Raw genomic sequence first — 25,859 nt, 5'->3', positions numbered from 1 at the left:
CCCATCGTCCAAGCACTTGCGCCGAAAATCCGGCGACAATTTGTCTTCCGGAGTTTCGCGTGTTTACCTCAACCACTCGTTAAGGGCAACGCGCGGACGGATTTGCACCGACCGGCGTGGCAGTTGTGCACCGATATGCCTGGCCTTCAAAGCCGGCCGAGCGCCCTAAGCTCATGCAGCACGGCGGCGTCGCGCGCCGAGACATCGGGAAAGGCAGGATCCTGCCCGACATCGGCGGTGTAACGCCACGACCGCGCGCATTTGACCAGGCCGCGGTCCTCGGCTTTTTCGATCACCACGGCGACGCCCTTGACGTCTTCGAGCGTGAAGGCGCCTTGTTGCGCCTCGCCATGGGCGATGACGAGATCGCTGGTGATCGCCATTTCGGCCATGTCGACATCCGATATCGCGGCTTCGAGCGCCGCATCGTCGATGGTAACGACCGGCACCGCCTCCAGCGACGAGCCGATCACCTTCTGGGCACGCGCGATTTCCAGCGCACCGGTGACGACGCGGCGCACCTGCCGCACCTTACGCCATTTTTCCGCCAGCGCCTCGTTCTTCCAGTTTTCCGGGATCGCCGGGAACTGGTCGAGATGCACCGAGACGGCATCGGGGTGGCGGTCGAGCCAGGCCTCTTCCATGGTGAAGGGCAGCATCGGCGCCAGCCATCTCACCAGACAGTCGAAAAGGTGGCGCACCACCTGCACCGAGGCCTTGCGCTTCGCGCTCGACGGCGCATCGCAGTAGAGCGCGTCCTTGCGGATATCGAAATAGAAGGCCGACAGCTCGACCACCATGAAATCGAGGAGCGCACGGGTGATGCGCTTGAACTCGAAGGCATCGTAGCCCTGGCGCACCACCTCATCGAGTTCGGCGAGGCGATGCAGCATCAGCCGTTCCAGCTCCGGCATCCCTGCCAGCGGCACCTCCTCGCCATCGTCATGGGCGAGCGTGCCCAGCATCCAGCGGATGGTGTTGCGCAGCTTGCGGTAGGCGTCGATGTTGGTTTGGAGCACGTTCTTGCCGAGGCGCTGGTCTTCCCAATAGTCGGTCGTCACCACCCACAGGCGCAGGATGTCCGCGCCGGACTGCTTGATCACGTCCTGCGGGACGACGGTGTTGCCGAGTGACTTCGACATCTTGCGGCCGTCCTCGTCCATGGTGAAACCATGGGTGACGACGGTATCGTAGGGCGCCCTGCCCCTGGTGCCGCAGCTTTCGAGCAGTGAGGAGTGGAACCAGCCGCGATGCTGGTCGGAGCCTTCGAGATAGACATCGGCCGGCCATTTGAGGTCCGGACGATCCTCCAGCGTGAAAACGTGGGTCGAGCCTGAATCGAACCAGACGTCGAGGATATCCGTGACCTGCTTCCATCTGGAGGCATCGTGATTGCCGAGGAAACGTTCCTTGGCACCGGCGTCGAACCAGGCATCGGCGCCTTCTTTCTCGAAAGCGTCCATGATGCGCTGGTTGACCGCCTCGTCCTGGAGCACATTGCCGTCGGCGTCGGCGAAGACCGCGATCGGCACGCCCCAGGCGCGCTGGCGCGACAGCACCCAGTCGGGCCGTTCCTCGATCATGGCGCGAATGCGGTTCTGCCCCGCCCCTGGCACGAAACGGGTGTCGTCGATCGCCTTCAGCGCACGGCTGCGCAGCGTCGTGCCGTCGCCGAGGTCCTTGTCCATGTAGACGAACCATTGCGGCGTGTTGCGGAAGATGACCGGTTTCTTCGACCGCCAGGAATGCGGATAGGAGTGTTTCAGCCGACCGCGCGCGAACAACGCGTTGCGCTTGATCAGCTCATCGATGACCGCTTGGTTGGCATTGCCCTTCTTGCCGTTGTCGTCAAGGACGCGCGCCGCGCCACCCTCACGATCCGGACCGAAGCCCGGCGCGTCCTTGGTGAAAAAGCCGGCATCGTCGACGGTGAACGGGATCGCGGTGTCGACGCCGCGCGCGCGCAGGTCCGGGGCCGCCTCCATCCAGGCGTCGAAATCCTCGCGACCATGGCCCGGCGCCGTGTGAACGAACCCGGTGCCCGCATCATCGGTGACATGGTCGCCGGCAAGCATGGGCACCGGAAACTCGTAACCGCCGCCAAGACCCTTGAAGGGATGCGAAAGCGTAAGACTTCCAAGCTCTTGCGCCGACACGCTGCGAAGACGATTCAAGGTGACTTTGGCCTTGACCGAAGCCTCTTCGGCCAGCGTATCGGCAAAGATCAGCTTTTCGCTCGGCTGCGGGCCGAAGGCGTTCTCGGCTGCCGTGACCTCGTAGAGACCGTAGTCGATGCGCGGCGAATAGTTGACGGCACGGTTGCCGGGGATCGTCCAAGGCGTCGTCGTCCAGATGACGACATGGGCCTGCAGCAGATCGAGAGCGCTCTCGGTCAGTGCGGCCTCTCCGTCAGCCACGGGGCGCACCAGACTGGCGACCGGGAACTTCGCCCAGATCGTATCCGACTCGTAGTCCTGGTATTCGATCTCGGCCTCGGCGAGCGCGGTGCGCTCGACGACACTCCACATCACCGGCTTGGAGCCGCGATAGAGCTGGCCCGACATGGCGAATTTCAACAGTTCGCCGGCGATACGCGCCTCGGCGTGGAAGGCCATGGTCGTATACGGGTTCTTGAAGTCGCCGATGACGCCAAGGCGCTGGAATTCCGCCCCCTGAACGCCGATCCAGTGAGCGGCGAAATCCCGGCATTCCTTGCGGAACTCGTTGACCGGCACCTCATCCTTGTTCTTGCCCTTGGCGCGGTACTGCTCCTCGATCTTCCATTCGATCGGCAGGCCGTGGCAGTCCCAGCCGGGCACGTAATTGGCGTCGCGGCCGCGCATCTGGAAGGAGCGGTTGATGACGTCCTTGAGGATCTTGTTCAGCGCATGGCCGATATGGATGTTGCCGTTGGCATAAGGCGGGCCGTCATGCAGCACGTATTTCGGGCGACCGGCGGAGGCCTCGCGCAACTTGCGGTAGAGATCCATCTCCTGCCAGCGCTGGACCAGCACCGGCTCCTTCTCGGGCAAACCGGCACGCATCGGGAAGTCCGTCTGCGGCAGGTAAAGCGTCTTGGAATAGTCGATCGTTTCAGCTGTATCGGTCATTGATCTGCCATTGTGGATTGCCCGGCGGCAAGGGAGCTCGGGCCTGAACTATCATGATCTGGAAAAAGCGCGAGGGGTCGCGCGCAAGATTCCCGGCGGCTCCGACAGCTCTCAGGCCGTCCGGAACACCGGGCTGGTAATTCGTATCGTAATCGCGACGGAACGCGAGACCACTGTCATGGCCGCGCTTTTAAACGAGGTGGGCCAGCTTGGAAAGCCCGAACTCCAAGGCACTCGCCTTGCCGCTTGTGCCAATTGCGCATATATGTTTGGGCAAATGGCACCGGAGGCGCGTCATGTCCAATCCGCATCGCAAGGTCCACGTGCCGGCTGCCAGACGGGCCGCCCGTAAGGAGAAGGTCGAGCGTGCGCAGGATGGCTTGGTCCGGGATGCCGCAACGGGGCAATTCCTGGTCAGCTTCACCAAGGTGGAAGAACTCCGCCACCGTGGGTTCAGCAATGACGAAATCTACAAGATCGTAGGATCGCGGCGCACTTTGGCGCGCAGGAAAGAACGCAATGAGAAACTGAGTATTGCCGAGTCCGATCGCGTCATGCGCATCGAGCGCATTTCCACAATGGCGGATCGTGTTTTCGGAGACCACGAAAAAGCGCAACGTTGGTTGCGCAAACGCAGCCGGGTGCTCAACGAAGCGCCTATCACGCTCCTGCAGTCGGAAACCGGTGCTTCCCTGGTGGAAGAGGAACTGCATCGCATCGATTATGGCATTTTCGCCTGACGATGCGTCTATGGCGTATCTCCAACTTCGCCGACCTGTCCGGCCGGGGCGGCATGCTCAGCTCCGGCCGTTGGAACATCAAGGGCACCGCCATTGTGTACTGTGCGGATCATCCCGCCACGGCGCTTCTTGAAATTCTCGTTCATGTCGACGTGGAAGATTTGCCGCCCACGTTCCAGCTCCTGGAAATCGAAGTGCCTGACGGCGTCTCCATTGCCGTCCCCGATTTGCCCGAGGGCTGGAAAGACAATCCGGCCAAGACACGCGAGATTGGCAGCGATTTTGTCAGTGCCGCCAGCCATCCAGTCATGGAAGTTCCTTGCGTGATCGTTCCCTTCGCCAGAAACTATATTCTCAATCCCGCCTTGCTGGAACGCGAAGGCATCGCCATCGTCGGCACCACAAGTCATCAGATCGATACGCGATTGCTGGAATAAGGCCGATACCGGCTACATCTTGAAATCGAAGCGATAGGTCGTCGATACGCCGATCATGAACTGGTTGCGGTCGCCGCGCTCCTTGACCAGGCTGGAATCGGCGGCCGGGCCTTCGAGGCGTGAATATTCCCCGAACAGGCTGGCGGTCATCGGGTCGGTCACCTTCCACGTCACCGCACCGCCAAGGCCGACCGATTTCAGGCCGCCGCCGGGATTATACTGGTTCAACCCCGAGGCCACGGCTTCCTGCGCGTCGACGCCGTAATAGGCGTCGAAAAATTTGGCGGAGGCGAACGAGACGCGCGGCCCGCCAGAGATCCTGACGGTTGGCGTCACATCGTAGAAGGCGTCGGCGGCGATGTCGGCGACGAAGCCGTTATGGGCGCGGATGCCGTGCCGCAACTCGGCACGCGCACGTATCCAGTCCGTCGGATAGAATTCGAAGAAGCCGCCCACCTCGCCGCCCCAGCGGACCGGATCGAGGCCCTTCAACTCGTCGGCATCGCCATCGTCGCGCGAGAACAGGAACTTGCCGGTCAGGCCGGCGCGAACGCCGCCGTCATCGACCAGCGCCAGCGAAATGTTGTCGTTGCGTGAGGTGAAGCGGGCCGCCGGGCCAGCCTTGCCCAAGGAGATGATCGGCGAGGCGCTGAGCAGGTACTTCTTGCCGCCCTCGAAATTAGGCGCCACCATGCCGGTGGCGCCGACCGTCAGATACCAATCGCCGGACAGCCAGCCGAAGGCGCCCTCGCCGGCATCGGCCGCACCCGAGGTAGCCAGCATGACGGTAGCCAAGGCTGCAGAAATTTTCCCGACCGGACTCATGACTACCCCATTAACACGATACGACTGTCTTTCGGTCACAGCTTTGAAGAGGCTTTGGTAAAATTTGATTTAAGGTCGAGACGTCCGGCTCGCATTGCTCACCATCCGGCCGCCGTCGGCTGGACGCGGGTCGGCACCAAGGGTAACTTCATTCCCTGCTGGCGGTCCTCGATGGAGGTGGCGACATGACCTTGCACGGCGATGCACTGAAGAACGCGATCGGACAGACGCGAGCAAAGTGGGGGTGGTTTGTTGGCCTGGGCGTGTTGCTGCTGATCCTCGGCGGCATTGCGTTCGGCAACCTCTTCATTGCCACGGTGGCTTCCGTCTATGTCGTGGGGTGGCTGATGCTGGTGGCCGGCATCATCGAGATCATGCATGCCTTCGGGGTCAAGACGTGGGGCCGCTTCTTCTACTGGCTGCTCAGCGGATTGCTCTACGCGGTCGCGGGCTTTTTCGCCTTCGACAACCCGCTGCTGGCCTCGGCGGTGCTGACCTTCCTGCTGGCCGTGGCGCTCGTCGCTTCCGGCGTGCTGCGCGCCTGGGTCGGCTACAGCCACCGACCTGAGCGCGGCTGGGGCTGGATCGTCGCGGCCGGCGCCATCAGCGTGATCGCCGGGTTGATCATAGCTATGGGCTGGCCGGTCAACAGCGTATGGGTGCTCGGCCTGTTCCTGGCAATCGACCTGATCTTCCAGGGCTGGACCTTCATCGCCGTCGGTCTGGCGCTGAAAAAGTAACGTCTGATTCGAGCATGATCTAACCCGAAAACCGGACCATGCTTCAAAAAGCCATGGCCGCGTCGAGTTGCGAAAGTGGCTTGACGCCGGCCAGCAGTGCTCTCGCCTCGGCCTCGTCGCGCTTCATCTGCGCGACCAGCGCATCAAGCCCGTCGAACTTGACCTCGCTGCGCAGGTAACCGAAGAACGACACCTGGCAGATCTCGCCATAGAGGTCACCGGAAAAATCGAAGACGAAGGTTTCCAGAAGCGGCGCGCCATCATCGTCGACGGTCGGACGGCGGCCAAAGCTGGCAACGCCATCATGCAGCCTTCCGTCGGCGCGGCGAAAGCGAACGGCATAGATGCCTTCCCTGAGGGTGGCCTCGGCGGGAAGCCTCATGTTGGCGGTCGGAAAGCCGAGCGTTCGCCCCAGTTTCTGGCCGCCCACGACTTCGCTCTCCACCGTGAAGCGATAGCCGAGCAGGCCGGCGGCCTCGGCCACCGCGCCTTCGCAAAGCAAGGCGCGGATGCGGCTCGATGAAACCACCTCGGCGCTTTCGTCCCGAAATGCATCGACCAGCGTGACGCCGAAGCCATGGCGCTCGCCAGCCGCCATCAGATAGGCCGGCCCGCCCTGGCGGTCCTTGCCGAAATGGAAATCGAAGCCGGTCACGGCATGGGTGATGCCAAGCGTTCTCTCAAGCACGTCGGTCACGAAAGCTTCCGCCGATAGCGAGGCGAAGTCGCGCGTGAAAGGCTGTTCGACGAGCGCGGCAAAGCCCAGCAGCGACAGGAGCCGCGCCTTCATCGGCGGCGGCGTCAGCACGAACAGCGGTATCTCGGGCCTGAATATCTTTCGCGGGTGCGGTTCGAAAGTCAGCACCAGCGCCGGCACGCCACGCCGCCGCGCCTCCGCCAATGCCCGTTCGAGCACCGCCTGATGACCGCGATGGACACCGTCGAAATTGCCGATCGCGACAACGCCGCCGCGCAAATCGGCGGGCAGCGGCGCGGTTGCCGAAAGGTGCTGGAAAGCGTCCATCGCCATCTACCGCAGCCTGGGAATGACGGCCACTGGATGATAGGCGTGCCTGTCAAGAAACGCGGCGAGCCTTGCCGGATCCGGCTGCGATGCATCGCCATAGTCGCGGGCATGAATGCCGCCCGAGACATAGAGAACGTCGAAACCGTTGTCGGCCGCGCCCTTGATATCGGTCAGCATGCCGTCGCCGATGGCCAGCACCTGGCGGCGCTCGACCGGCCGGCCAAGGATCTCCGCCACCTCCTTCATCGCCACATCATAGACCGGCGCATAAGGTTTTCCGGCGATCAGCGTGCGGCCGCCGAGCTGTGCGTAGTCGCGCGCCAGGGCGCCGGCGCACCAGATGATGCGTTCGCCGCGCTCGACCATGATATCCGGGTTGGCGCAGATGAAAGGCAGGTTCCTGGCGCGCAGCCGCCGCAGCAGCTCCGCATAATCTTCGGGCTTCTCCACTTCGTCATCGAACAGGCCGGTGCAGACGACGCCGGATGCCTCGAACTCCTCGACGAGATCGACGTCGAGCCCGTCATAGAGGGTCAAGTCTCGCTCGGCGCCGACATGGAAGATCTTTCGCGGGCCTTCCACGATCAGGTCGCGGGTCACGTCGCCCGAGGTGACCACGCGGTCGTAGGCCGATGGGGGAACGCCGATGACGTTCATCTGGGCCACGACGTCGGCGCTGCGGCGCGGCGAATTGGTGATCAGGACGACGGGAATGCCGGCCGTACGGGCAGCCGCCAGCGCCGACGCAGCCGCGGGAAAATGCGTTTCGCCATTGTGCACCACGCCCCAGACATCGCAGAGAATGGCCGAATAGTTCTTCGACACGTCTTCGAGCGAACCGATGATGTCAGGCGAGGCCGCCATGCCGTATCCTTCAGTCATGATCGTTGCGGTGCCGCAGCCGACGGTTCGCCGCAGCCGGTTGGAATTATCCGAACCGGCCCAGCCTGTCACCAGCTTTCGCCCGCCTGTACCGGCATCCACCACCGTTCACTGGTTGGTTAACGAGCTTTGAAAGTGCAGGCTGACCTTGGATATATTCCAGAAACCTGAAATTTAACGATTTATGACACCGTCCCCACTGACTATCGATTTGGCGGGGCAGCTGTGACAATGATCCGAAGATTCGGACGCGACCGGCGTGGCAATTATGCGCTGATGACCGTGCTCGCCATGGTGCCGCTGATGGGCGCCGTGGCGATCGCCGTCGACTATACGGAAATGGTGGGCCAAAGGCAAAACGCCTTGAACGCCTTGGACGCGGCCGGCTTCGCCACGGCCCAGCAGATCGTTGCCGGCGCCAGCGACGCCGACGCCGTGGCCTATGCCAAGAATTTCTTCGAAGCCAATCTCGCGCATATAGATCCGGCCAACACCACGCTGGCCGTGACGCTGCCCAACAACAACACAGGCGGCGGGACGCTGAAGCTCTGCGCGACCTTGGTCTACAAGCCCTATTTCGAGCCGACGGCTAAACTACTGCTGGGCGGCAGCGCCGGCAGCACCGATATCGGCTTCAGCACCTGCTCCGAAGTACGCCTGAAGAACACGTTGGAAGTGTCGCTGGTGCTTGATAATTCCGGTTCGATGAAGGAGCTCGGCAAAGGCTCGAACAAGGTGCGGTTCGACCTTCTCAAGAGCGCCGCCAAGCAGTTGGTCGACCAGTTGGCCGGCCAGGCCCAGCAGATGAGGCAGGTCACCAAGCCGGTCCAGTTCAGCCTCGTTCCTTTCGCCGCCTCGGTGAATGTCGGTCCGGGCAACGCCTCGGCGGCGTGGATGGACACGACCGGCATCTCGCCGATCCATCACGAGAATTTCGACTGGACGAACACCATGACGCAGGAAAAGTCGCCGTGGGGGACGACCAAATACGCGCAAAACATCGCCGGCATCTGGTATGCGAAAGGCACCGGCTGGGACGCGAGCCAGAAAGACCAGCCGCTGACCCGGTTCTCGATCTACAAACAGATGAAACGCATTTCAGCGTGCAGTCTCAAGAATTGGGACGGTACTTGTGCATCGAACGCGACCTTCACCTATGCGCCGGTCGCGAGTTGGGGTGGCTGCGTCGAGTCGCGCCCATATCCATACAATATCCAGGACACAGCTGCATCGACAACACTGCCTGCAACGCTTTTCGTGCCGATGTTCGCGCCCGACGAAACCGACCGCGTCGATAGCTCTTCAAGGCCAGCCAATAACAATTGGGATGTCGACGCCCCAGTGAGTTCAGGCGCGTCCGACGCCGCACGCCAGCGCTACATGCCAAAATATTTCGACTGGGTGAACAAGGTCACGCCGGCCTACGGCATGGACGCCGGGCCGAATACAAGCTGCAGCACGACGGCAATCACGCCACTAACCGATGTTTCCACGACAGCCGGCGCAACTTTGATCAAAAACGCCATCGATGCCATGGCCGACGACGGCGCCACCAACGTGCCGGAAGGCATGGCCTGGGGCTGGCGGACCCTTTCCAGCACGGCACCCTTCACCGAGGGCCGGCCCGAAACGGAAAGAGGCAACGACAAGGTACTGATCGTGCTGACCGACGGCGCCAACACCTACTACACGCCGACCTCGGTGACGGCGCAGACCTACTCTGGAACCAATTGGAGTTCTGGCGGTAACGACCTGGCTGGCAGCAAGGCGATCTATTCGGCTCTCGGTTACGTCGTCCCCTACAGCAACGGCTACAGCTATGGCCGCATGTTCTTGGGGACCAGCGCCAATGTCGCGAAGGACGATTATTCCAACGCCAACTACACCAAAGCGATGAACGAGCATTTCACCGCCCTGTGTAACAACGCCAAGGCCGCCGGGGTCATGGTCATGACCATCGCGCTTGATCTGGACGCCACCAAGACAGCGGAGAAAACGCAGATGGATGCGCTGAAGGCCTGTTCTTCGGATTCCCGCTTCAGCAAGGACAAGACCGATCCGAGCAAGCCGATGAAGCTGTTCTGGAATTCGACGGGCGCAACGCTGTCCGACGATTTCAAGGCGATCGGCAACGAGCTGTCCAACCTGCGCATCGTCAGCTGATCCGACGAATTCCACGTCGACGCCCTGCATCCGGCGGGGTGTCGTTTTTTGGAGGCACCGGGGGGCCGCTCCAGATTGGTTAGTGCTTGGTGAAGCGCGAACCAAGCAATCGAGCGGTTTCCCAAACCCGTCCTTCAGCGTTTTGTGGAAAGCTGGCATCGAACGAGAATCCGCCGGCGGGGGCCGCTGCAAGACATGCGTGAAATCTGGCATCAATTCCGCCGCGACAGGCGCGGCAACTATGCTCTCGTGACGGCCTTCGCGATGGTCCCGCTGATGGGCGGGCTGGCGCTCGCGGTCGACTTCACGGAAATGAACCGCGAAAAGCAGACGGTGTTGAACGCGCTCGACGCCGCCAACTTCGCCACGGCGCGCCGCGTGACGGAAGGCGCCACCGACGACCAGCTGAGGGCCTATGCGCTCGACTTCTTCAATGCCAATCTGAACGATGTCGATGCCGCCAACACGACGCTCAACCTCACTTTGCCCAGCAACGCCGCTGGCGGCGGAACAATGAAGCTTTGCGGCACCTTGACCTATAATCCTTACTTCCTGCCGACGGCGAAGATACTGCTCGGCGGCACCGGCGCCACCAATATCGGCTTCACCGCGTGCTCGGAGGTGCGGCTGAAGAACACGCTCGAAGTAGCGCTGGTGCTCGACAATTCCGGATCGATGGTCACGCCCGGAACCGGCTCGGGGCAGAAGCGCATCGATCTCCTCAAGACCGCGGCGAAGCAGTTGGTCGACACGCTTGCCCAACAGGCCGCGATGATCAAGCAGGTCGACAAGCCGGTGCAGTTCGGCCTCGTACCCTTTGCCGCCTCGGTCAATGTCGGTCCTGGCAATGGCAATGCGTCCTGGATGGACACCGAGGGCCTGTCACCGGTGTCGAACGAGAATTTCGACTGGTCGACGCTGAACGCCGCCAACAAATACGCCCAGCAGACCAACGGCATCTGGTACAAACGCGGCACCGGCTGGGGCGACGAGGAAGGCCAGATGCTGACCCGGTTTTCGCTCTACCGCGACATGAAGGTCGTCACCAGCCATGAGCGTGTTAAAAACAGCAAGCACGTTGTTTGTGCTGAATACAACTGGAACAATACCTGCAAGCGCAGTTACGACGCATACGACTATGTCGATTCCTACGGTCCGTTCGCCAGCTGGCAAGGCTGTGTCGAAGCCCGGCCCTACCCCTACAATGTCAACGACGCCCCGCCGTCCGGCGGCTCGGCCAACACCGGGATAGGCGTGGGCGATCCGGCGACGATGTTCGTGCCGATGTTCGCCCCGGATGAACCCGGCAATCACTGGAAGATCACCCAGGATCCCAACGAAGCCGCACCAAAGACCTACGGCGCCATCAACAGCTGGTGGAACGACGATCCTTCGAGCAGCAGCGGCCAAGCCCGGCTGCGCAACATGACCAAATATTTCCAGCCGCGGCCGATCGATGCGCCGGTATTGCCCGCAGGCAACGGCCCGAACTACAGTTGCACCACCAACCCGATCACGCCGCTGACCGACGTCAGCGTCGCCGATGGGCTCGCCACGATCAAAGCCGCGATCGACCTGATGCAGCCGGATGGCGGCACCAATGTTCCCGAGGGCATGGGCTGGGGCTGGCGGGTGGTCTCGAGCGGCGAGCCGTTCACGCAGGGGCGCCCGGAAACAGAAAAAGGCAACGACAAGGTGGTGATCGTGCTGACCGACGGCGCCAACACCTATTACACGCCGTCTTCGCTCAGCTATTCCGACCCCGCCGATTCGAAGTCGACCTACGCGTCCTACGGCTATCTCAAGCCCGGCTATGCCGGCACCTCGGTCGGGCGCCTGTTCATGGGCACATCGAGCGCCATCGGCCAGTTCGACTATTCGAACGGCAATTACACCAGCGCGCTCAACGAGCAGATGACGACGCTTTGCAACAACGCCAAGGCGGCCAACATCATGGTGATGACAGTGGCTCTCGACCTGTCCACGACCAAGACCACCGACAAGAACGCCATCGATGCGCTGAAATCATGCTCGTCGGTCTCGCGCTTCCGCAAGGACCCGGCGGACCCGAGCAAACCCGCCAAGCTGTTCTGGAATGCGACGGGCGCCAGCCTGTCCAACGATTTCAAGGAAATCGGCAACGAATTGTCGAACCTGCGCGTGGTCGGTTAACCGAACTCTGGCGCAACGCCCGACGCCGCCAAGCCCTTGTGGGCGCCTGCCGCAACGGGCACATAATGGCTGCACGCTGGATCGCATCCATCGCGGCACGCCTGGGGACGAACAATGCCCGATACCGCCAACCACCTCGCCTTCGCGCTGGTCTGCCTGGGCATGGTGCTGACGCCGGGTCCAAACATGATCTACCTGATCTCGCGCTCCCTGTCGCAAGGGCCGAAGGCCGGGTTGATCTCGCTTGGCGGGGTCGCCGTCGGTTTTCTCTTCTATGTGCTGTCGGCGGCATTCGGAATCACGGCGCTGCTGCTGGCCGTACCCTTCGCCTATGACGCGCTGCGCTTTGCCGGCGTGCTCTATCTCCTGTGGCTGGCCTGGCAGGCCGTGAAGCCGGGCGGACGCTCGCCATTCCAGGTGCGCGACCTGCCGAAAGACGGGCCGCGCAAGCTGTTCGCCATGGGCCTGATGACCAATCTGCTCAATCCGAAGGTGGCGGTGCTCTATTTGTCGCTGCTGCCGCAATTCATCAGCATTGGCAAAGGCCATGTCCTGTCTCAGCTTCTTGTGCTCGGCGCGACGCAGATTTCGATCAGCCTGACCGTGAATGCCATCATCGCGGTGATGGCCGGCTCGATCGCCGCGTTTCTCGCCGGGCGGCCTTTGTGGCTGGTCATCCAGCGCTGGATGATGGGAGGGGTGCTGACGGCGCTGGCGCTGAAGATGGCGACCGACGCACAGCGCTGAGCCCAGCGGCGGCCCCGGCGTTGGTCTACATCGGCCGTCTTGTCTGCTGCGTCCGCTCCGGTTCCACCACCTTGCGGTAGAGGTGCCAGGTGGCATGGCCAAGGATGGGCATAACGACCGCGAGCCCGGCAAACAGCGGGATCGAACCGATCACCAGCAGCACCGCGACCGTCAGGCCCCAAAGAGCCATCTGCAGCGGATTTGCCATCACCGCCCGCGCCGAGGTTTCTATGGCCGAAACGGCGCCGACGTCACGGTCGAGCAGCAGCGGGAAGGCGACGACAGTGGTGGCCAACACGATCACGGCGAAAACGAAGCCGGCGGCGTTGCCGAGAAGGATCAACGTCCAGCCTTTGCTGGTCGTCAGCACGTCGCGGACAAAGGCGCCGATCGAAGCCGGCGGCTGGTCGCCGAACAGACTGGTGTAGATCGACTGCGCGGTGAACAGCCACAACAGGAACAGCACGAACAGCATGATGCCGATGACCGCGATCGAAGGCACCGCCGGCGAGTGGCGGACATCGAGGGCATGTCGCCAGTTGGTGTTCATGCCGAGCTCGCGCCGGCGGCTGATCTCGTAGAGGCCGAGCGCGGCGAAAGGGCCGACAAGGGCGAAACCCGACATCAAGGGATAGACGAGCTGAATGGCGTTGGAGCCAGACGTCCACTGCGTCAGGATCAGGCCGACGATGGGATAGATCAGGCACAGGAAAACGTAGTGAGACGGTTTTGCCCAGAAATCCTCGGCACCGAGCCGCAGCGCATCCCAGAGGTCCGATGTGGTGATGTGGCGCACCGTGGGCTGCACATGCATACCACGCGCGTCCGCCATGACATGAAAGCTGGCCATAAGCTTCCTCCCGTTGTCGGGGGCGGTCACCACCGTGATGGCCGCCCGTAGCTGCCACTAGTAGATGTAACAGCATACCCGATTTGCCAGGGGCTGTCGCCAAATCGATGGTTCCAGACAGGCTATCACGGGATTGTCATCGCTGCCCGGCAGAAGCCGCGCGATCTTCGGCATCGGATTTCCCGGACGATGGGCCATTCGAAGCTGGATGGCCAAACGCAACGTTTGAAGACTACGCGGTGCGATCAGCGAAGGCCAAGGCATCAATTTCCTCGACAGTTTCTTCGGCTTGCCCGTCAAAAGCCATGATCGCGACTATGCAGGCAGGAATGAACACTGTCATCGACCTCCCTCCAGAACCGCGCCGGACAAGGCGCTCCTTGCTGATCGGCCTTGCGGCCATTGCCGGGCTTGCCGCCTGCACCACCGTTTCCGTGCCCACCGGTGAGGGCGCAGGTGTCTCTTCCTCCGCCACGGCCACCCTGGCCAACTTGCGCGCTGCGGCCGGGCGGACTCCGCTGACCGCGGACACCCAGCTCGAACAGGCGGCGTTGCAGCAGGCCGGCTACATGGCGTCGCGGACGCGCATGAGTCACACCACCGGCTGGGGCAAGGATTTCGCCTCGCGCATGAAGGACAATGGTGTGCACGGCGCTGCGGCCGAGAACATCGCCGAAGGCCGCTTCGACCAGCAGAAACTGTTCGATATCTGGATGCATTCGACCGGCCACCGGCGCAACATACTCGACCCGGACTTCAGTCGTTTCGGGCTTGCCTATGTCCGCGACGGCCGCGACCCCAGCCTCCGCTACTGGGCCCTGGTGCTCGGAAGGTAGCAAAGCCATCGCCGGCAGCGGCATCGCCGGCAGCGGACAGCCGTCGGCGAATATCAATCCATATGTGCCGCCGGCGCGCCGCCAGCCGGCGCCGTCTTCGGCTTGCGCAGCAGGATCACGAACGGAATGGCGGCCAGCGTCATTATCATCAGGATTTTGAAGTCGTTGACGTAAGAGATCATCATCGCCTGGATGTTCACCATCCTGTCGACCTGGGACAATGCCATCTGGTCGCCGCCGGCCGCCGCCGGCGAAACCGCCCACAGATTGGGGTTGAACGGATTGATAAAGGTGGAAAGCTCGGCGTGATTTATCTGTGTATTGCGCACCATGAGCACCGTCACGACCGATACGCCGATGGACGAGCCGAGGTTGCGCACAAGGCTGAACAAAGCCGTGGCATCGGTGCGGAAGCGTACGTCAAGCGTGGCGAAGGCCACCGTCGACAGCGGCACGAATACCATTCCCATTCCCAGGCCCTGGATGATGCCGGAAGTGATGATCAGCCAGTTGTCCATCTGGGGCGAGAAGCCGGCCATCGTGTAGAGCGACTGCGCGGTCAGGAGGAAGCCGATGACGACGAGGATTCTGGCGTCGACCTTGCTCATGAGCCGGCCGACGACGAGCATCGAGATCATCGTCCCCACGCCGCGCGGCCCGATCACGATGCCGATGGTGATGGTCGGATAGCCGAAGATGGTCGACAGCATCGGCGGCAGCAGCGACATGCTCGCCAGGATGAGCACGCCCATGACGAAGATGAACGCCAGCCCGGTCACGAAATTGCGGTCGAGGAAGATCTTGGGGTCGATGAAGGGATGCTCTGCCGTCATCGTGTGGATGATGAACACCCAGAAGCCGGTTATCGAAAGGCCAAGCTCGATCCAGATCTCGACCGACGAGAACCAGTCGACCTCGCCACCACGATCGAGCAGCAGCTGCAGAGCGCCGACGCCGAGCGATATCATGGCGAAGCCGAAGAAATCGAAGCTTCGCACCCGCCGCGCAATGGCCGGCAGATAAGCGGCCATGCCGAGGAAGGCGACGATGCCGACCGGCAGGTTGATAAAGAACACCCAGCGCCAGCTGAAATTCTCGGTCAGCCAGCCACCAAGCGTGGGACCCAGAATCGGCCCCAGCATGATGCCGGCGCCCCAGATGGCCATTGCCTGGCCGTGGCGTTCCTTCGGGTTGATGTCGAGCAGGAAGGTCTGCGACAGGGGCACGATCGCGGCGCCGAACACGCCTTGCATGAGCCGGAACAACACAATGGTTTCAAGGCTCCAGGCCAGGCCGCACAGCATCGAGAAGATGGTGAAGCCGACCACCGCCGTCAGGAACAGTTCCTTGCGGCCGAAACGGTCCGCAAGCCAGCCGGTGACCGGCGTCATGATCGCCGCCGCCACGATGTAGGAGGTCAGCACCCAGTTGATGTTGTCGGGCGAGGCGCCGAGATCGCCGGTCATGGTCGGTAGCGCGACGTTGGCGATCGTGGTGTCGAGCGCCTGCATGATCGTCGCCAGCATGAGCGCAACCGTGATCAGGCCACGATGCGGCACTTCTTTGAAAGGTTCTGGCGTGCTCATAATGCGGAACTTCCAGCCGGTAACAAAAACGTGTACACAGGGTTTCCGGGCGGCAAAGCCTTCCGTTGAGAGACCCTCATCGCGGTGGGACGCGATTATCGATGTGGGGGTTACATCGACCGAAAGTCTCGATTGAGCGGATGCCTGCCGCCCGGAAACATGAGGACCGACGGGTCCGTGTCGAAGATTTCAGCTTTCGATCAAGCCGCGATGCGGTTTGCCCCGAAGGCTGCCCCTTCAACTCCTCCCATCAGACCAATCCCCCTGCTCAGTGCGTCCACCCGCATGATCCCCGCGGGCTTCCGCTGATTTACTTCGCGACCTCGCCAGCCGTGGCGTGGCCGAAAATGCCAGGCAGGCCGCGCGCCACGCCCGTGTCGACGGTAACGGCCGCGCTCATGCCTGTGCGCAGCATCATCTTGGCGTCGGGATCGCTCAGCTCCAGGCGGACCGGAATGCGCTGGGTGACCTTGACCCAGTTGCCGGTAGCGTTCTGGGCGGGCAGCAGCGAGAAGTCCGCTCCGGTGCCGGCGCCGATAGCCTTGACGGTCGCTTCGAAGGTCCTGCCCGGATAGGTGTCGACCACGATTTCTGCCTTCTGGCCCGGCTTCATATTGGTCAGCTGTGTTTCCTTGAAATTGGCGTCGATCCAGGTATCGCCGGTCTCGACCAGCGAGAACAGCGGCGTGCCGGAGCCGACATACTGGCCGACCTTGAAGGACGCGGCCTGGTAGACGACGCCATCGGCAGGCGCCTTCACCGTGGTCTGCGCCAGGTCGTAGGCAGCCTTGTCGCGCGCTGCGAGCGCCGACATCACGGTCGGATGTTTGTCGGTCTCGATATCGGGATTGCCGCCCAGCGCCGCCTTGGCGCTGACGATGCCCTGTTGGGCGACGGCAAGCTGCTGCTTTGCCTTATCGAGATCGTTCCTGGCCTCATCGAGCGAAGACTTGGCGTTGATGCCTTTCTGGGCGAGATCGGCGGCACGGTCGTATTGCGACTGGGCATAGGCAACTTCGCTGCTGGCGGATTTCTCCTGCGCCATGGCCTGGCTGTAGGCGGCGCGCAGCTGTTCGACGTTGAGCCGCGCGGCGGCCACCGCCGCGTCGGCCTGCGCAAGTGCGATCCGGTAAGGCTCGGGGTCAATGGCGAAGAGAAGATCGCCTTGCTTCACCCTCTGATTGTCCGAGATGGCGACCTGAACGATGCGGCCCGCCGTGTCCGAGGCGATCGATACCTTGGCCTGCTGCAGGTTGGCGTTCTCCGTCTCCTGGTAGCGCCCTCCAGTGACCCAGACATAGCCGCCACCAATGACCAACGCCGCCGGCAGTGCGAACATCAACAAGAAGCGGCCGAGACGGCGCTTCTTCTTTGGCACCGGCGCCGGCTCTGCCGGAGGTGTCATTGTAACAGGGGCCGCGGCCGGCTGCTGCGGCGCTTCCATTTCCACTTTGGCGGCGTTTTCGTCGACCTTGGCTACCGCGTTCATGCTGCTGCGCCTTCCGTATTCTTGACCTTGTCGCAGGACGGTGAATCGCCATCCGCGAGATTCTGTGCCATCGCATCCAATGCCCTGATCAGGACGCGGCGATCGTCCGGCGAAACGCCGGTCAGCGACTCCTCATAGACTTCGCCGGCGAGGCTCTTGACCTCCGCATACGCGGCACTTGCCTTGGGAGTTGGGAAGATCATGCGCACGCGGCGGTCGGCGGCGTCGGAGCGGCGCTCGATCCAGCCGCCCTCCTCCATCCGGTCAACCAGCCGCGAGACGCTGATCGGCTCGATTTCAAGCAGTTCGGCAAGCCGCGCCTGCGAAACGCCCGCTTCCTTGGCGACGCGAACCATCAGGCGCCATTGCGCCGAGGACAGGCCAAGGCCGCTGGCGCGCGCTTCGAAGCGCTTTCGCATCAGCCGCTGCACGTCGTGGATCAAAAATCCCAATCTGTCTACGCCTTCGGAAACCATGAGTGGCATATATAATAAGCGTGCTTATCATTCAAGTCCGGCATTGTTCCAGAAGCCGGCAAACGTGCATGGCAGCCGTGCAGCACAATCATGGCTGCGTCCGATGATTTCGGCCGCCGCGACACCCATTACAAGCGGTTGCGGATCAGCATGGTGACAACGAAGAAGGCGCCGAGCGAGCTGGTGATGATGCCGATCGGCAGTTCCTGCGGCGGCAGCAATGTGCGCGCCAGAAGGTCGCTTGCCAGCAACAGCACGGCCCCGAACAGCGCGCAACTTACGATCAGGCGCAGATGCAGCGCGCCGGCCAGCGGCCGCGACAGATGCGGGATCATGAGGCCGACGAAGCCGATGACGCCAGCGACCGAAACCAGGATCGCGGTCGAAAAAGCGGCGACCAGAAACGTCGTCCGTCGCATTCGCGCCACCGGCACGCCAAGACTTTCGGCGGCATTTTCGCCGGCCAGGAAAGCGTCCAGCCGGCGATGATTCCACAGCCCGTACGCCGCAATCGTGCCGGCCCCAAGCGCACCCAGCCAGATATTGTCCCACCGCGCAAGGCCGAGCCCGCCCATCGTCCAGAACAGCACCGAATGGGCGGCGCGCTGGTCACCGGCAAAGACCAGGTAATTGGTCAATGCGGTGAACATGAAGGAGACCGCAAGTCCGGCGAGGATCAGCCGTTCGGGGCCTTGTCCCCTCACCCGCGCAACCAGCAAAAGCACAACGCAAGCCGCCAGAATACCGCCGGTGAACGCAGCGATCGGTAGCGTCCAGATCCCGAAACTGTCGCCGAAGACGGTGATGACGGAGACAGCGCCGGCGGCGGCTCCCGACGAGAGGCCGAACAGGAACGGATCGGCAAGATCGTTGCGCGTCACCGTCTGTAACAGCGCGCCGACCACGCCCAGGCCGCCGCCGACACAGATGGCCAGGATTATGCGCGGCAATCTGAGGTCGACGACGATCCTGCCGACCGGGCCGGACACGTCATGCCCCTTCAATCCGATCGCATGGCCAAGTGCTGCAACGACGTCGCCCAGCGGAATCATCGTCGAGCCATAGGCGATCGACAGCAGCGCGAACGCGGCGATTGCCAACGCCGCCGCCGTCATGGCCAATAGGAATGCCTTGTGCCGCAAAGTCATGTTCCCGGTTAAAATGCTTCCGGATGCATCGCCCTGGCGATCTTGCCGATCGCTTCGATGTTGGCCGGTCCGGGGGTCAGTTCGGCATAGCGAAGCGCCACGAAGCGTTCGTTCCTGACCGCGTCCGTCTCCTTCATTGCCGGATGCGCTTTCAGGAAATCGAGCAGCTTCCGGTAGCCGCCGCCATCCTGATAGTCGAGCAGGATGAGGAATTGCGGATTGCGCGAGGCCACCGTCTCCCAATCCGTGTTGCCCCAGCTGGTGTCCATGTCGGCCATGATGTTGTCGCCGCCGGCCGCGGAAATCATGGCGTTGGGAATGGCGAACTTGCCTGATGTGAACGGCTTGTCCTCGCCGGAATCATAGAGGAAGACGCGCGTTCCCCTGCGGTCGCCGACCTTGGCCGTGATTTCGGCGAGCTGCGCCTTCCAGCCGGAGACGAGCTTATCCGCTTCGGCCTCCTTGCCGAAGATCTTGCCCAGCTTCTCGACATCGCCATAGAGCAGGTCCATCGAAGCGGCGGGCCGGTTCTTGTCGAGATGGACGCAGCTTTCCGTCAGCACCAGGGTCTTGATGCCGTGTGGCGCCAGCGTATCGGGCGTCACCTCGCCGCCCGGCTTCATGCCGTAATACCAGCCGGCGAAGAAGAAGTCGGGCTCGACAGCGACCAGGTTTTCCAGCGTCGGATATTTGGGCGCCAGTTCGGGGATCGAGCTCTGTTCGGCCTTGAATTCGGGAGTGACCTTGTACCATCCAGTGATGCCGGTCAGGCCGACGATCGACGGCTGCAGCTTCAGTGCGAAGGCCATCTCGGCCATGTTGAGATCGTGAATGACGGCGCGCTTTGGAGGCGCGTCGAAGGTCAGCGGCTTGCCGCAGCTGTCGACCGTCACCGGAAAGGCGAAGGCCGTAGAGCCGAGCAGGGAGAAGGCAAGAGACACGGCAAGGCGTTTCACGGATGTTGCTCCTTGTTGAACAGGATCTGCCGGAAATGGCTTCGATCACGAAGATGGCGCGGCACGGTTCGGAACCTCGAACACCGTCAGCTCGCGGTCCTCCGTCGGGTGGCGCAACCTAAAGACCTCGATACCGAAGATCTCGCGGATCAGCTGCTGGGTGAGTGCTTCGCGTGGCGGCGCCAGCACATGCAACCGGCCATGGCTCATCACCGCGACCCTGGTGGCGAAAGGCGTCACCAGCGCCAGATCGTGCAGCACCGCGATCACGGTCATGCCGAGGCCTGCAACCAGTTCGAGCAACTCGCTGCGCGCCCGCGGGTCGAGATGGTTGGTCGGCTCGTCGAGGAACAGGATCTTCGGCTCCTGCGCGATGGCGCGGGCAAGCTGGGCGCGCTGGCGCTCGCCGCCCGACAGCGAGCCGATGGTGCGGCCAAGCAGCGGCAACAGCCCGGTCCGGCGCAGCGCCTCGACGACAATGTCGCGTTCCTCGCTCCTGTGCCTGTGGCCGGTATGCGGAACCCGGCCGAGCTCGACATAGTCGATCACCGCCAGCCGTGGATCCGGTTGATCGGTCTGGCCGACGACGGCGATGTGCAGCGCCCGCTCGGCGGTCGAAATCCTGTCCAGCAAGCGCCCGGTTAGCTTCACTTCGCCCGAACTCGGCCTCAGCATGCCCGATAGCATGCGCAGCAATGTCGTCTTGCCGGCGCCGTTGGGACCGATGATGGCGAGACGGTCGCCCGCCGCCACCGAAAGGCTGACCGGATACACCAGATGCAGGCCATCCGCCGCTGCGGCCAGGTCGCGGGCATCGAGAAGCGGCGCGGTCATGGGCAATTCCTTGCAGGGCCTGCCGGAATACGGGCCAGCGTCTTGCTTGCCAATCCTGCCGGACGCTGGCCTGAATTCACCTCGGTGGCGATATCGCGGCAAAGCGTGCACACGATGATGCGATGCATGGGAATGCAGTGAATGCGATCGATGGAGCCGTCCAACTTCCGTCACTTTCAAAAATGGCGACGGAAGGAAGCTGGCTTGAACCGGTCGACAAGACCGAACCCCGCGTCTCCTCCCGGCACACCCCGTCCGGTCAACCCATGCAGATGGCAGGTCTCCTGGCTCGCGGGTCGTTGCGCCATCCTGCCTTCCCAGCCTTGCCGGCCAGTGGCTTCTCGGATTTTGCTCGCCGCTTACAGTTGCGGGGGCAGCCATGGCTTCGACCCGAAAATCGGGCCTCACCATGTTCCCTTTTCACCCCTCGCCTTGCGGCGCGGGGACCATCACGAGTCGCAGCCTAGGATGCAGGCAGCGTCGAGGCAAGGTCGATGCATGTTCTGTTATAACGATACAAACGTGTGGTCAATCACTATCGCGCGCCACCAGTTCCAGCGGCCAGACCTCGCGAATGATCTCTGGCCCTTTCGCGCCGGCGAAAGCCGGGAGCGAGGCGAGCAGGATTTCGCCGAGCCGCCGCCCCATCGGGTCAAGGCTCGGACGAAAGCCGGTCAGCGCCGGCGAGAAATAACGGCAGAGCGGCGTGTCGACGATGACGATCACCGCGACATCCTGCCCGGGCTTGATCCCCATTTCGGCGAGCGCTTTGCAGCCGCCGAGCGCCATCGAGTCGTTGTTGAAGATAATCGCGGTCGGCGGATCCTTCGACCGCATGACTTGCGGTGTCACCGCGTAGCCACTGGCTTCGTTGATAAAACCGTCCACAATCAGGCCGGGATCGACTTCGATGCCGTGCCGCCGCAGCGCCTTGCAATAACCCTCCAGAAACAGATAACCGAAATTCAGGTCAAGCGACGGCCGGATGGCGGCGATGCGGCGGTGGCCACGCGCAACCAGCCGGTCGACCGCATCGGCGCCCGCCTTCTCGAAATCCAGATCCAGAGAGGGATAGCTGTCGTCGCCGGACCGGCTTCGGCCGAGCGTCGCGAAGGGAAAGCCGGCCTTGCTCAGATAGTCGATGCGATCGTCCTCGCGCCGCGTCCAGGCCAGTACGACGGCATCGGCACGACGCGTCTCGACGACGCGGCGCAGCCGCTCCTGTTGATAATCCGCCGGCGCGCCCATGACGATGATCAGGTCCAGCCCGCACTCGGCCAATGTCGCTTGCAGTCCGGTGAGGAACGGAATGAAGAACGGCTCGCCATACTGCTGGTCGCCCGGATGCGGCTGCAGCATGAAAGCCACGGCATGGGTGGTGCCGCGGCGTAGGTTCCTGCCCGAGTGGTTCGGTGAATAATTGAGCTTCCGGGCCGCCTCGAGCACGCGCTGGCGTGTCTCGGCGTTCACGTCGGCGCGCCCGTTAAGCGCGCGCGAGACTGTACCGATCGAAATGTTCAGGTGCCGCGCAAGATCGTGAATGCTGGACGCCAAGACCTCCCCCTCCTGCTTCTGGCTAGCACCAGCCGGTCGTGCGGCCAAGGCGTTTCAGAGCCGACGGTACAAATCCGATTGACAATATATGCCATCGGGTGTGTCATCGTAAACGTTTACGGAAGTCATTTACGGACTGCCGTGGGTGCCAGCCAGGAGGGGTTGGCCGGAGGAGCGCTGGATGATGCACGTCGTCCTGGTCGGGTGCGGAGCCATGAGCAAAACCTGGCTCGAGGCCATCAGCCAATCCCCTGCCGTCAAGATCGTCGGTCTCGTCGACCTCGACGCCGACAGGGCGCGCCAGCGGGCACGCGAATACGACCTCGCCGGGGTCGCGATCGGGACCGATCTCGACGTCGTTCTCTCCCAGACCAGACCCGATGCGGTGTTCGACGTGGTCGTGCCTGCCGCCCGTCGCGCCGTGGCGAATTCGGCCTTTGCCCATGGCTGTCATCTGTTGACGGAAAAGCCGCTGGCCGACAGCCCGGACAATGCGCGCGCCATCATCGACGATGCGCGGCGCGCCCGGCGCATCCATGCCGTGGTGCAGAACCGCCGCTACGTCGCCAACGTCCGGCGCATCCGGCGCTTCCTCGGCTCCGGCGCCATCGGCGCTGCGACCAGCATCCATGCCGATTTTTTCATTGCGCCGCATTTCGGCGGTTTCCGCGAAGGCATGCGCCATGTGCTGCTGCTCGACATGGCGATCCATACATTCGACGCCGCCCGCTACATGGTCGATGGCGAGCCGACCGAAGTGTATTGCCGGGAATGGGAGCCGGCCAATTCCTGGTACCGGCAGGGATCGTCGGCAAGCGCCACCTTCGAGCTCGGCCAGGGCAAGATGTTCACCTATCGCGGCAGTTGGTGCGCCGACGGTTTCCGCACCAGTTGGGAAGGCAGTTGGCGCATCGTCGGCGAACGCGGCAGCCTGACCTGGGATGGTCATGACGAGTTGAAGGCCGAAGCCGTGCTGCCGGAACGCGAAGGCCTGCTCGACAAGGTCGTGCCGGTAGCGGTGCCGCCGCTCGACCCTGCCGACCGCATCGGCGGGCATCTCGGCGTCATGGAAGATTTCGTCCGCGCCGTGGAAACCGGCACCGAGCCGGAGACGCGCGGCGCCGACAATATCAAGAGCCTGGCCATGGTTTTCGCGGCGATCGAAAGCGCCGAGACCGGGCGCCGGATCGAAATCCCCAGGCAGGAAGGATGACCATGGCGGACCCGCTTCTCGACATCAGGATCGGCACCATGGTGCGGGCCAATCTCGAAGACCCGGCCGCCTATGTCAGGCAGATCCTGCCGCTCGGTTTCGAGAGCGTCCAGCCCTTCTTCTGGCAGACGCTGGGCGGCAAGGACCTGGGGCGGCTCGCCGGCGAGATCCGCGACGCGATCGGCGATGCCGATGTCAGCGTCAGCTCGATCGGCGTGTTCGGCAATCCACTCGAGAGCGGCGACACCGACCGCGGCGTGCTCAAGGCCTGGGAAACGGCGATCGACAGCGCGCATCTGTTCGGCACCAATCTGGTCAGCGGTTTTACCGGCCGCATCCGCGGCAAGCCGCTGACCGACAGCCTGCCGCGCTACCGCGAAGTCTGGGGCGAATTGGCCAAACGCGCGGCCGACAAGGGCGTGCGCATCGCCTTCGAGAATTGCGCCATGGATGGCAACTGGGCCGCCGGCGACTGGAACATCGCCCATAATCCGGACGCCTGGGAACTGATGTTCAACGAATTGCCGGATGAGAATCTGGGTCTGGAATGGGAGCCCTGCCATCAGTTGGTCTATCTGATCGACCCGATCCCGCAGATCCGCAAATGGGCGCATCGCATCTTCCATGTCCACGGCAAGGACGCGACGGTGCGCTGGGATGTCATACGCGAGCACGGCGTCTTCGGCCGCCTGCCCTTCGTGCAGATGCGCACGCCCGGCTTCGGCGACAGCGACTGGACGCGGGTGATCAGCGAATTGCGGCTGGCCGGATACAAGGGCGCCATCGACATCGAAGGTTGGCACGACCCGGTCTATCGCGACGATCTTGAAATGACAGGCCAGGTCCGCGCGCTGGAATACCTCCAGCAATGCAGGGGAGGCCTGAGCTACCTGCCGAACCCGACGTGAGGATTGGCCGGCGGGAGGAGCCGGACGGGATTGCCGAAGCAGATGTCGAAACCCTCGCTCGCGAGGACAAAAGGGAGGAACGTGCATGAGCATCGCCAAGAGAACGACACTTCTGCGCACGACCGTGGTGGCGACCGCCACGGCGCTCGCCGCCGCCATCTCCACCTTGCCGGCACAGGCGCTCGACGCGCAATGGTGCAAGGACGTCCACATCCGTTTCTTCGTCGGCGGCGCCGAGGGCGACGCTTTCGGCACCATTGTCTACAATGGCGCCAAGCAGGCTGCGGCCGATCTCGGACCGAAAGTGGATTACATCTTCTCAGGCTGGGACATCGAAAAAATGGTCCAGCAGCTGCGCGAGGCGGTCGCCGTCAAGCCCAACGGTATTGCCATGATGGGCCACCCCGGCGACGCCGCCATCATGCCGCTGGCCGAACAAGCGCATAAGGACGGCATCAAGATGATGTACCAGAACGTGCCGGTGCCGACGGTGGTGACGGCCTTCGGCGGCGGCTATGTCGGCGCGCAGCAGGAACAGCAGGGCCGCGCGCTCGGCGCGGAAGCCTTCAAGCTGGCCAAGCTCAAGGCCGGTGACAAGGCAATCATGATCGGCCCGTTCGAGAATGAGAGCCGCGGCGCCCGCGAGCGAGGAACCGTCTCCGCCTTGAAAGAGGCCGGCATCGATGTCGTTCAAATCAATTCCGCAACCGAATGGGCGGCCGATCCGAATCTGGCGATCCCGGTGATCACCGCCGCCTTGCTCAACAACCCCGGCGTAAAGGCCGTCGGCTACCCCGGCGGACAGATGCTCGGCAACGTCCAGACCTATATGACGGCGGCGGGCCGGAAGCCGGGCGACATCTTCAATTTCGGCTTCGACACCAGCCCGCAGATCGTCGAGGCCTTCAAGGGCGGCTGGGTGCAGCTGACCGCCGATCAGCAGCCGTTCATGCAGGGCTATCTGCCGATCCTCAGCCTCTGCCAGCAAGTGGTGCTGGGGCTGGCACCGATGAATGTCGATACCGGCGCCGGCTTCGTCACGCCTGAGAATTACAAGATCGTCGCCGAACTGGCCAAGCAGGCACTGCGCTGACCTCCCAAGCCGCCGGCCGGGGGCTCAGGCCCGGCCGGCGGGACCGCCGGCGAGGCCCGGCATGCGACAAGCA

At 63.0% G+C, this 25,859-nt stretch carries 22 protein-coding genes and 1 riboswitch; of the genes, 10 read left to right on the top strand and 12 right to left on the bottom strand.

The features are described from left to right. Positions 1–146: 146 nt before the first annotated feature. Positions 147–3,110 carry an isoleucine--tRNA ligase gene (gene ileS / locus LB545_RS18920; RefSeq protein WP_140631419.1) on the bottom strand — a complete coding sequence of 988 codons (2,964 nt, stop codon included), beginning with the start codon at positions 3,108–3,110 and terminating at the stop codon, positions 147–149. A 296-nt stretch (positions 3,111–3,406) separates the two neighbouring features. Here ileS and LB545_RS18915 point away from each other — a divergent pair, with 296 nt between their 5' ends. Both LB545_RS18915 and LB545_RS18910 read left to right on the top strand, forming a co-directional pair. Further along, entirely contained in the window at positions 3,407–3,850 is a 444-nt protein-coding gene (locus tag LB545_RS18915; protein WP_140494231.1) for an antitoxin Xre/MbcA/ParS toxin-binding domain-containing protein, read from the top strand. Between the two features lie 2 nt (positions 3,851–3,852). After that, positions 3,853–4,287 carry an RES family NAD+ phosphorylase gene (locus tag LB545_RS18910; protein WP_140494233.1) on the top strand — a complete coding sequence of 145 codons (435 nt, stop codon included), beginning with the start codon at positions 3,853–3,855 and terminating at the stop codon, positions 4,285–4,287. Positions 4,288–4,299: 12 nt separating this feature from the next. On the opposite strand, the gene LB545_RS18905 is transcribed toward LB545_RS18910, so the two are convergent. Continuing rightward, positions 4,300–5,070 (bottom strand): MipA/OmpV family protein, encoded by a 771-nt coding sequence (locus tag LB545_RS18905; RefSeq protein WP_224705627.1) that lies wholly within the window; start codon positions 5,068–5,070, stop codon positions 4,300–4,302. A gap of 227 nt (positions 5,071–5,297) precedes the next feature. Between LB545_RS18905 and LB545_RS18900 the strand changes: the two genes are divergently transcribed. Further along, a complete protein-coding gene (locus LB545_RS18900) occupies positions 5,298–5,852 on the top strand; it encodes an HdeD family acid-resistance protein (RefSeq protein WP_140670093.1) in 555 nt (184 codons plus the stop codon). 43 nt (positions 5,853–5,895) lie between these two features. Here the strand turns inward: LB545_RS18900 and LB545_RS18895 are convergent, their stop codons facing one another. Both LB545_RS18895 and LB545_RS18890 read right to left on the bottom strand, forming a co-directional pair. Further along, the gene (locus LB545_RS18895; RefSeq protein ID WP_140495019.1) at positions 5,896–6,876 is read right to left on the bottom strand and encodes a bifunctional riboflavin kinase/FAD synthetase; all 981 of its coding nucleotides are present in this window, start codon (positions 6,874–6,876) and stop codon (positions 5,896–5,898) included. 6 nt (positions 6,877–6,882) lie between these two features. Then, positions 6,883–7,743, bottom strand: coding sequence for a TIGR01459 family HAD-type hydrolase (locus LB545_RS18890; RefSeq protein WP_224705651.1), 861 nt, complete (start codon positions 7,741–7,743; stop codon positions 6,883–6,885). Between the two features lie 249 nt (positions 7,744–7,992). Here LB545_RS18890 and LB545_RS18885 point away from each other — a divergent pair, with 249 nt between their 5' ends. The 3 genes from LB545_RS18885 (at position 7,993) to LB545_RS18875 (ending at position 12,843) form a co-directional block, all read left to right on the top strand. Further along, the gene (locus LB545_RS18885) at positions 7,993–9,924 is read left to right on the top strand and encodes a pilus assembly protein (protein ID WP_224705626.1); all 1,932 of its coding nucleotides are present in this window, start codon (positions 7,993–7,995) and stop codon (positions 9,922–9,924) included. A gap of 195 nt (positions 9,925–10,119) precedes the next feature. Beyond that, positions 10,120–12,096: a TadE/TadG family type IV pilus assembly protein gene (locus LB545_RS18880; RefSeq protein ID WP_224705625.1), complete on the top strand. Its 1,977-nt coding sequence runs from the start codon at positions 10,120–10,122 to the stop codon at positions 12,094–12,096. A gap of 114 nt (positions 12,097–12,210) precedes the next feature. After that, positions 12,211–12,843, top strand: a complete 633-nt coding sequence (locus LB545_RS18875) for a LysE family translocator (RefSeq protein ID WP_140583801.1) — start codon at positions 12,211–12,213, stop codon at positions 12,841–12,843. 25 nt (positions 12,844–12,868) lie between these two features. Here the strand turns inward: LB545_RS18875 and LB545_RS18870 are convergent, their stop codons facing one another. Then, the gene (locus LB545_RS18870) at positions 12,869–13,693 is read right to left on the bottom strand and encodes a DUF2189 domain-containing protein (protein ID WP_140515546.1); all 825 of its coding nucleotides are present in this window, start codon (positions 13,691–13,693) and stop codon (positions 12,869–12,871) included. Positions 13,694–14,022: 329 nt separating this feature from the next. Here LB545_RS18870 and LB545_RS18865 point away from each other — a divergent pair, with 329 nt between their 5' ends. After that, a complete protein-coding gene (locus LB545_RS18865; RefSeq protein ID WP_224705624.1) occupies positions 14,023–14,529 on the top strand; it encodes a CAP domain-containing protein in 507 nt (168 codons plus the stop codon). A 53-nt stretch (positions 14,530–14,582) separates the two neighbouring features. Here the strand turns inward: LB545_RS18865 and LB545_RS18860 are convergent, their stop codons facing one another. The 7 genes from LB545_RS18860 to LB545_RS18830 all read right to left on the bottom strand — a co-directional run bounded on the left by LB545_RS18860 (position 14,583) and on the right by LB545_RS18830 (position 22,572). After that, positions 14,583–16,115 (bottom strand): DHA2 family efflux MFS transporter permease subunit, encoded by a 1,533-nt coding sequence (locus tag LB545_RS18860; protein ID WP_140494247.1) that lies wholly within the window; start codon positions 16,113–16,115, stop codon positions 14,583–14,585. A 310-nt stretch (positions 16,116–16,425) separates the two neighbouring features. Continuing rightward, positions 16,426–17,604 carry an HlyD family secretion protein gene (locus LB545_RS18855; protein WP_140494249.1) on the bottom strand — a complete coding sequence of 393 codons (1,179 nt, stop codon included), beginning with the start codon at positions 17,602–17,604 and terminating at the stop codon, positions 16,426–16,428. Then, positions 17,601–18,080 carry a MarR family winged helix-turn-helix transcriptional regulator gene (locus LB545_RS18850; protein WP_140495025.1) on the bottom strand — a complete coding sequence of 160 codons (480 nt, stop codon included), beginning with the start codon at positions 18,078–18,080 and terminating at the stop codon, positions 17,601–17,603. The genes LB545_RS18855 and LB545_RS18850 overlap by 4 nt, the downstream gene beginning before the upstream one ends. A gap of 128 nt (positions 18,081–18,208) precedes the next feature. Continuing rightward, entirely contained in the window at positions 18,209–19,228 is a 1,020-nt protein-coding gene (locus tag LB545_RS18845) for a FecCD family ABC transporter permease (protein ID WP_181165125.1), read from the bottom strand. 8 nt (positions 19,229–19,236) lie between these two features. After that, positions 19,237–20,184, bottom strand: a complete 948-nt coding sequence (locus LB545_RS18840) for an ABC transporter substrate-binding protein (RefSeq protein WP_140631414.1) — start codon at positions 20,182–20,184, stop codon at positions 19,237–19,239. A gap of 45 nt (positions 20,185–20,229) precedes the next feature. Continuing rightward, a complete protein-coding gene (locus tag LB545_RS18835) occupies positions 20,230–21,018 on the bottom strand; it encodes an ABC transporter ATP-binding protein (protein ID WP_140631411.1) in 789 nt (262 codons plus the stop codon). A gap of 256 nt (positions 21,019–21,274) precedes the next feature. Then, positions 21,275–21,484, bottom strand: a riboswitch (cobalamin riboswitch). Positions 21,485–21,546: 62 nt separating this feature from the next. After that, positions 21,547–22,572, bottom strand: coding sequence for a LacI family DNA-binding transcriptional regulator (locus LB545_RS18830; RefSeq protein ID WP_140631409.1), 1,026 nt, complete (start codon positions 22,570–22,572; stop codon positions 21,547–21,549). Between the two features lie 181 nt (positions 22,573–22,753). On the opposite strand from LB545_RS18830, the gene LB545_RS18825 reads away from it, so the two are divergent. The 3 genes from LB545_RS18825 to LB545_RS18815 all read left to right on the top strand — a co-directional run bounded on the left by LB545_RS18825 (position 22,754) and on the right by LB545_RS18815 (position 25,786). Continuing rightward, a complete protein-coding gene (locus LB545_RS18825; protein WP_140631406.1) occupies positions 22,754–23,785 on the top strand; it encodes a Gfo/Idh/MocA family protein in 1,032 nt (343 codons plus the stop codon). Between the two features lie 2 nt (positions 23,786–23,787). Next, positions 23,788–24,693: a sugar phosphate isomerase/epimerase family protein gene (locus LB545_RS18820; protein WP_181169909.1), complete on the top strand. Its 906-nt coding sequence runs from the start codon at positions 23,788–23,790 to the stop codon at positions 24,691–24,693. A gap of 85 nt (positions 24,694–24,778) precedes the next feature. Continuing rightward, positions 24,779–25,786, top strand: a complete 1,008-nt coding sequence (locus LB545_RS18815) for a substrate-binding domain-containing protein (protein ID WP_140565111.1) — start codon at positions 24,779–24,781, stop codon at positions 25,784–25,786. Positions 25,787–25,859 lie beyond the last annotated feature (73 nt).

Source organism: Mesorhizobium sp. BR1-1-6 (genome assembly GCF_020165355.1).
In the GTDB taxonomy this organism is placed as follows: domain Bacteria; phylum Pseudomonadota; class Alphaproteobacteria; order Rhizobiales; family Rhizobiaceae; genus Mesorhizobium.
Note: the sequence above shows the minus strand (reverse complement) of the source record. Positions and strands in the feature narration are given on the sequence as shown.

Bases quoted from the DNA above. Each gene is read 5' to 3' on its own strand.
- ileS (WP_140631419.1), bottom strand. From the start codon at position 3,110: ATGACCGATACAGCTGAAACGATCGACTATTCCAAGACGCTTTACCTG.
- LB545_RS18915 (WP_140494231.1), top strand. From the start codon at position 3,407: ATGTCCAATCCGCATCGCAAGGTCCACGTGCCGGCTGCCAGACGGGCC.
- LB545_RS18910 (WP_140494233.1), top strand. From the start codon at position 3,853: ATGCGTCTATGGCGTATCTCCAACTTCGCCGACCTGTCCGGCCGGGGC.
- LB545_RS18905 (WP_224705627.1), bottom strand. From the start codon at position 5,070: ATGCTGGCTACCTCGGGTGCGGCCGATGCCGGCGAGGGCGCCTTCGGC.
- LB545_RS18900 (WP_140670093.1), top strand. From the start codon at position 5,298: ATGACCTTGCACGGCGATGCACTGAAGAACGCGATCGGACAGACGCGA.
- LB545_RS18895 (WP_140495019.1), bottom strand. From the start codon at position 6,876: ATGGACGCTTTCCAGCACCTTTCGGCAACCGCGCCGCTGCCCGCCGAT.
- LB545_RS18890 (WP_224705651.1), bottom strand. From the start codon at position 7,743: ATGGCGGCCTCGCCTGACATCATCGGTTCGCTCGAAGACGTGTCGAAG.
- LB545_RS18885 (WP_224705626.1), top strand. From the start codon at position 7,993: ATGATCCGAAGATTCGGACGCGACCGGCGTGGCAATTATGCGCTGATG.
- LB545_RS18880 (WP_224705625.1), top strand. From the start codon at position 10,120: ATGCGTGAAATCTGGCATCAATTCCGCCGCGACAGGCGCGGCAACTAT.
- LB545_RS18875 (WP_140583801.1), top strand. From the start codon at position 12,211: ATGCCCGATACCGCCAACCACCTCGCCTTCGCGCTGGTCTGCCTGGGC.
- LB545_RS18870 (WP_140515546.1), bottom strand. From the start codon at position 13,693: ATGGCCAGCTTTCATGTCATGGCGGACGCGCGTGGTATGCATGTGCAG.
- LB545_RS18865 (WP_224705624.1), top strand. From the start codon at position 14,023: ATGAACACTGTCATCGACCTCCCTCCAGAACCGCGCCGGACAAGGCGC.
- LB545_RS18860 (WP_140494247.1), bottom strand. From the start codon at position 16,115: ATGAGCACGCCAGAACCTTTCAAAGAAGTGCCGCATCGTGGCCTGATC.
- LB545_RS18855 (WP_140494249.1), bottom strand. From the start codon at position 17,604: ATGAACGCGGTAGCCAAGGTCGACGAAAACGCCGCCAAAGTGGAAATG.
- LB545_RS18850 (WP_140495025.1), bottom strand. From the start codon at position 18,080: ATGGTTTCCGAAGGCGTAGACAGATTGGGATTTTTGATCCACGACGTG.
- LB545_RS18845 (WP_181165125.1), bottom strand. From the start codon at position 19,228: ATGACTTTGCGGCACAAGGCATTCCTATTGGCCATGACGGCGGCGGCG.
- LB545_RS18835 (WP_140631411.1), bottom strand. From the start codon at position 21,018: ATGACCGCGCCGCTTCTCGATGCCCGCGACCTGGCCGCAGCGGCGGAT.
- LB545_RS18825 (WP_140631406.1), top strand. From the start codon at position 22,754: ATGATGCACGTCGTCCTGGTCGGGTGCGGAGCCATGAGCAAAACCTGG.
- LB545_RS18820 (WP_181169909.1), top strand. From the start codon at position 23,788: ATGGCGGACCCGCTTCTCGACATCAGGATCGGCACCATGGTGCGGGCC.
- LB545_RS18815 (WP_140565111.1), top strand. From the start codon at position 24,779: ATGAGCATCGCCAAGAGAACGACACTTCTGCGCACGACCGTGGTGGCG.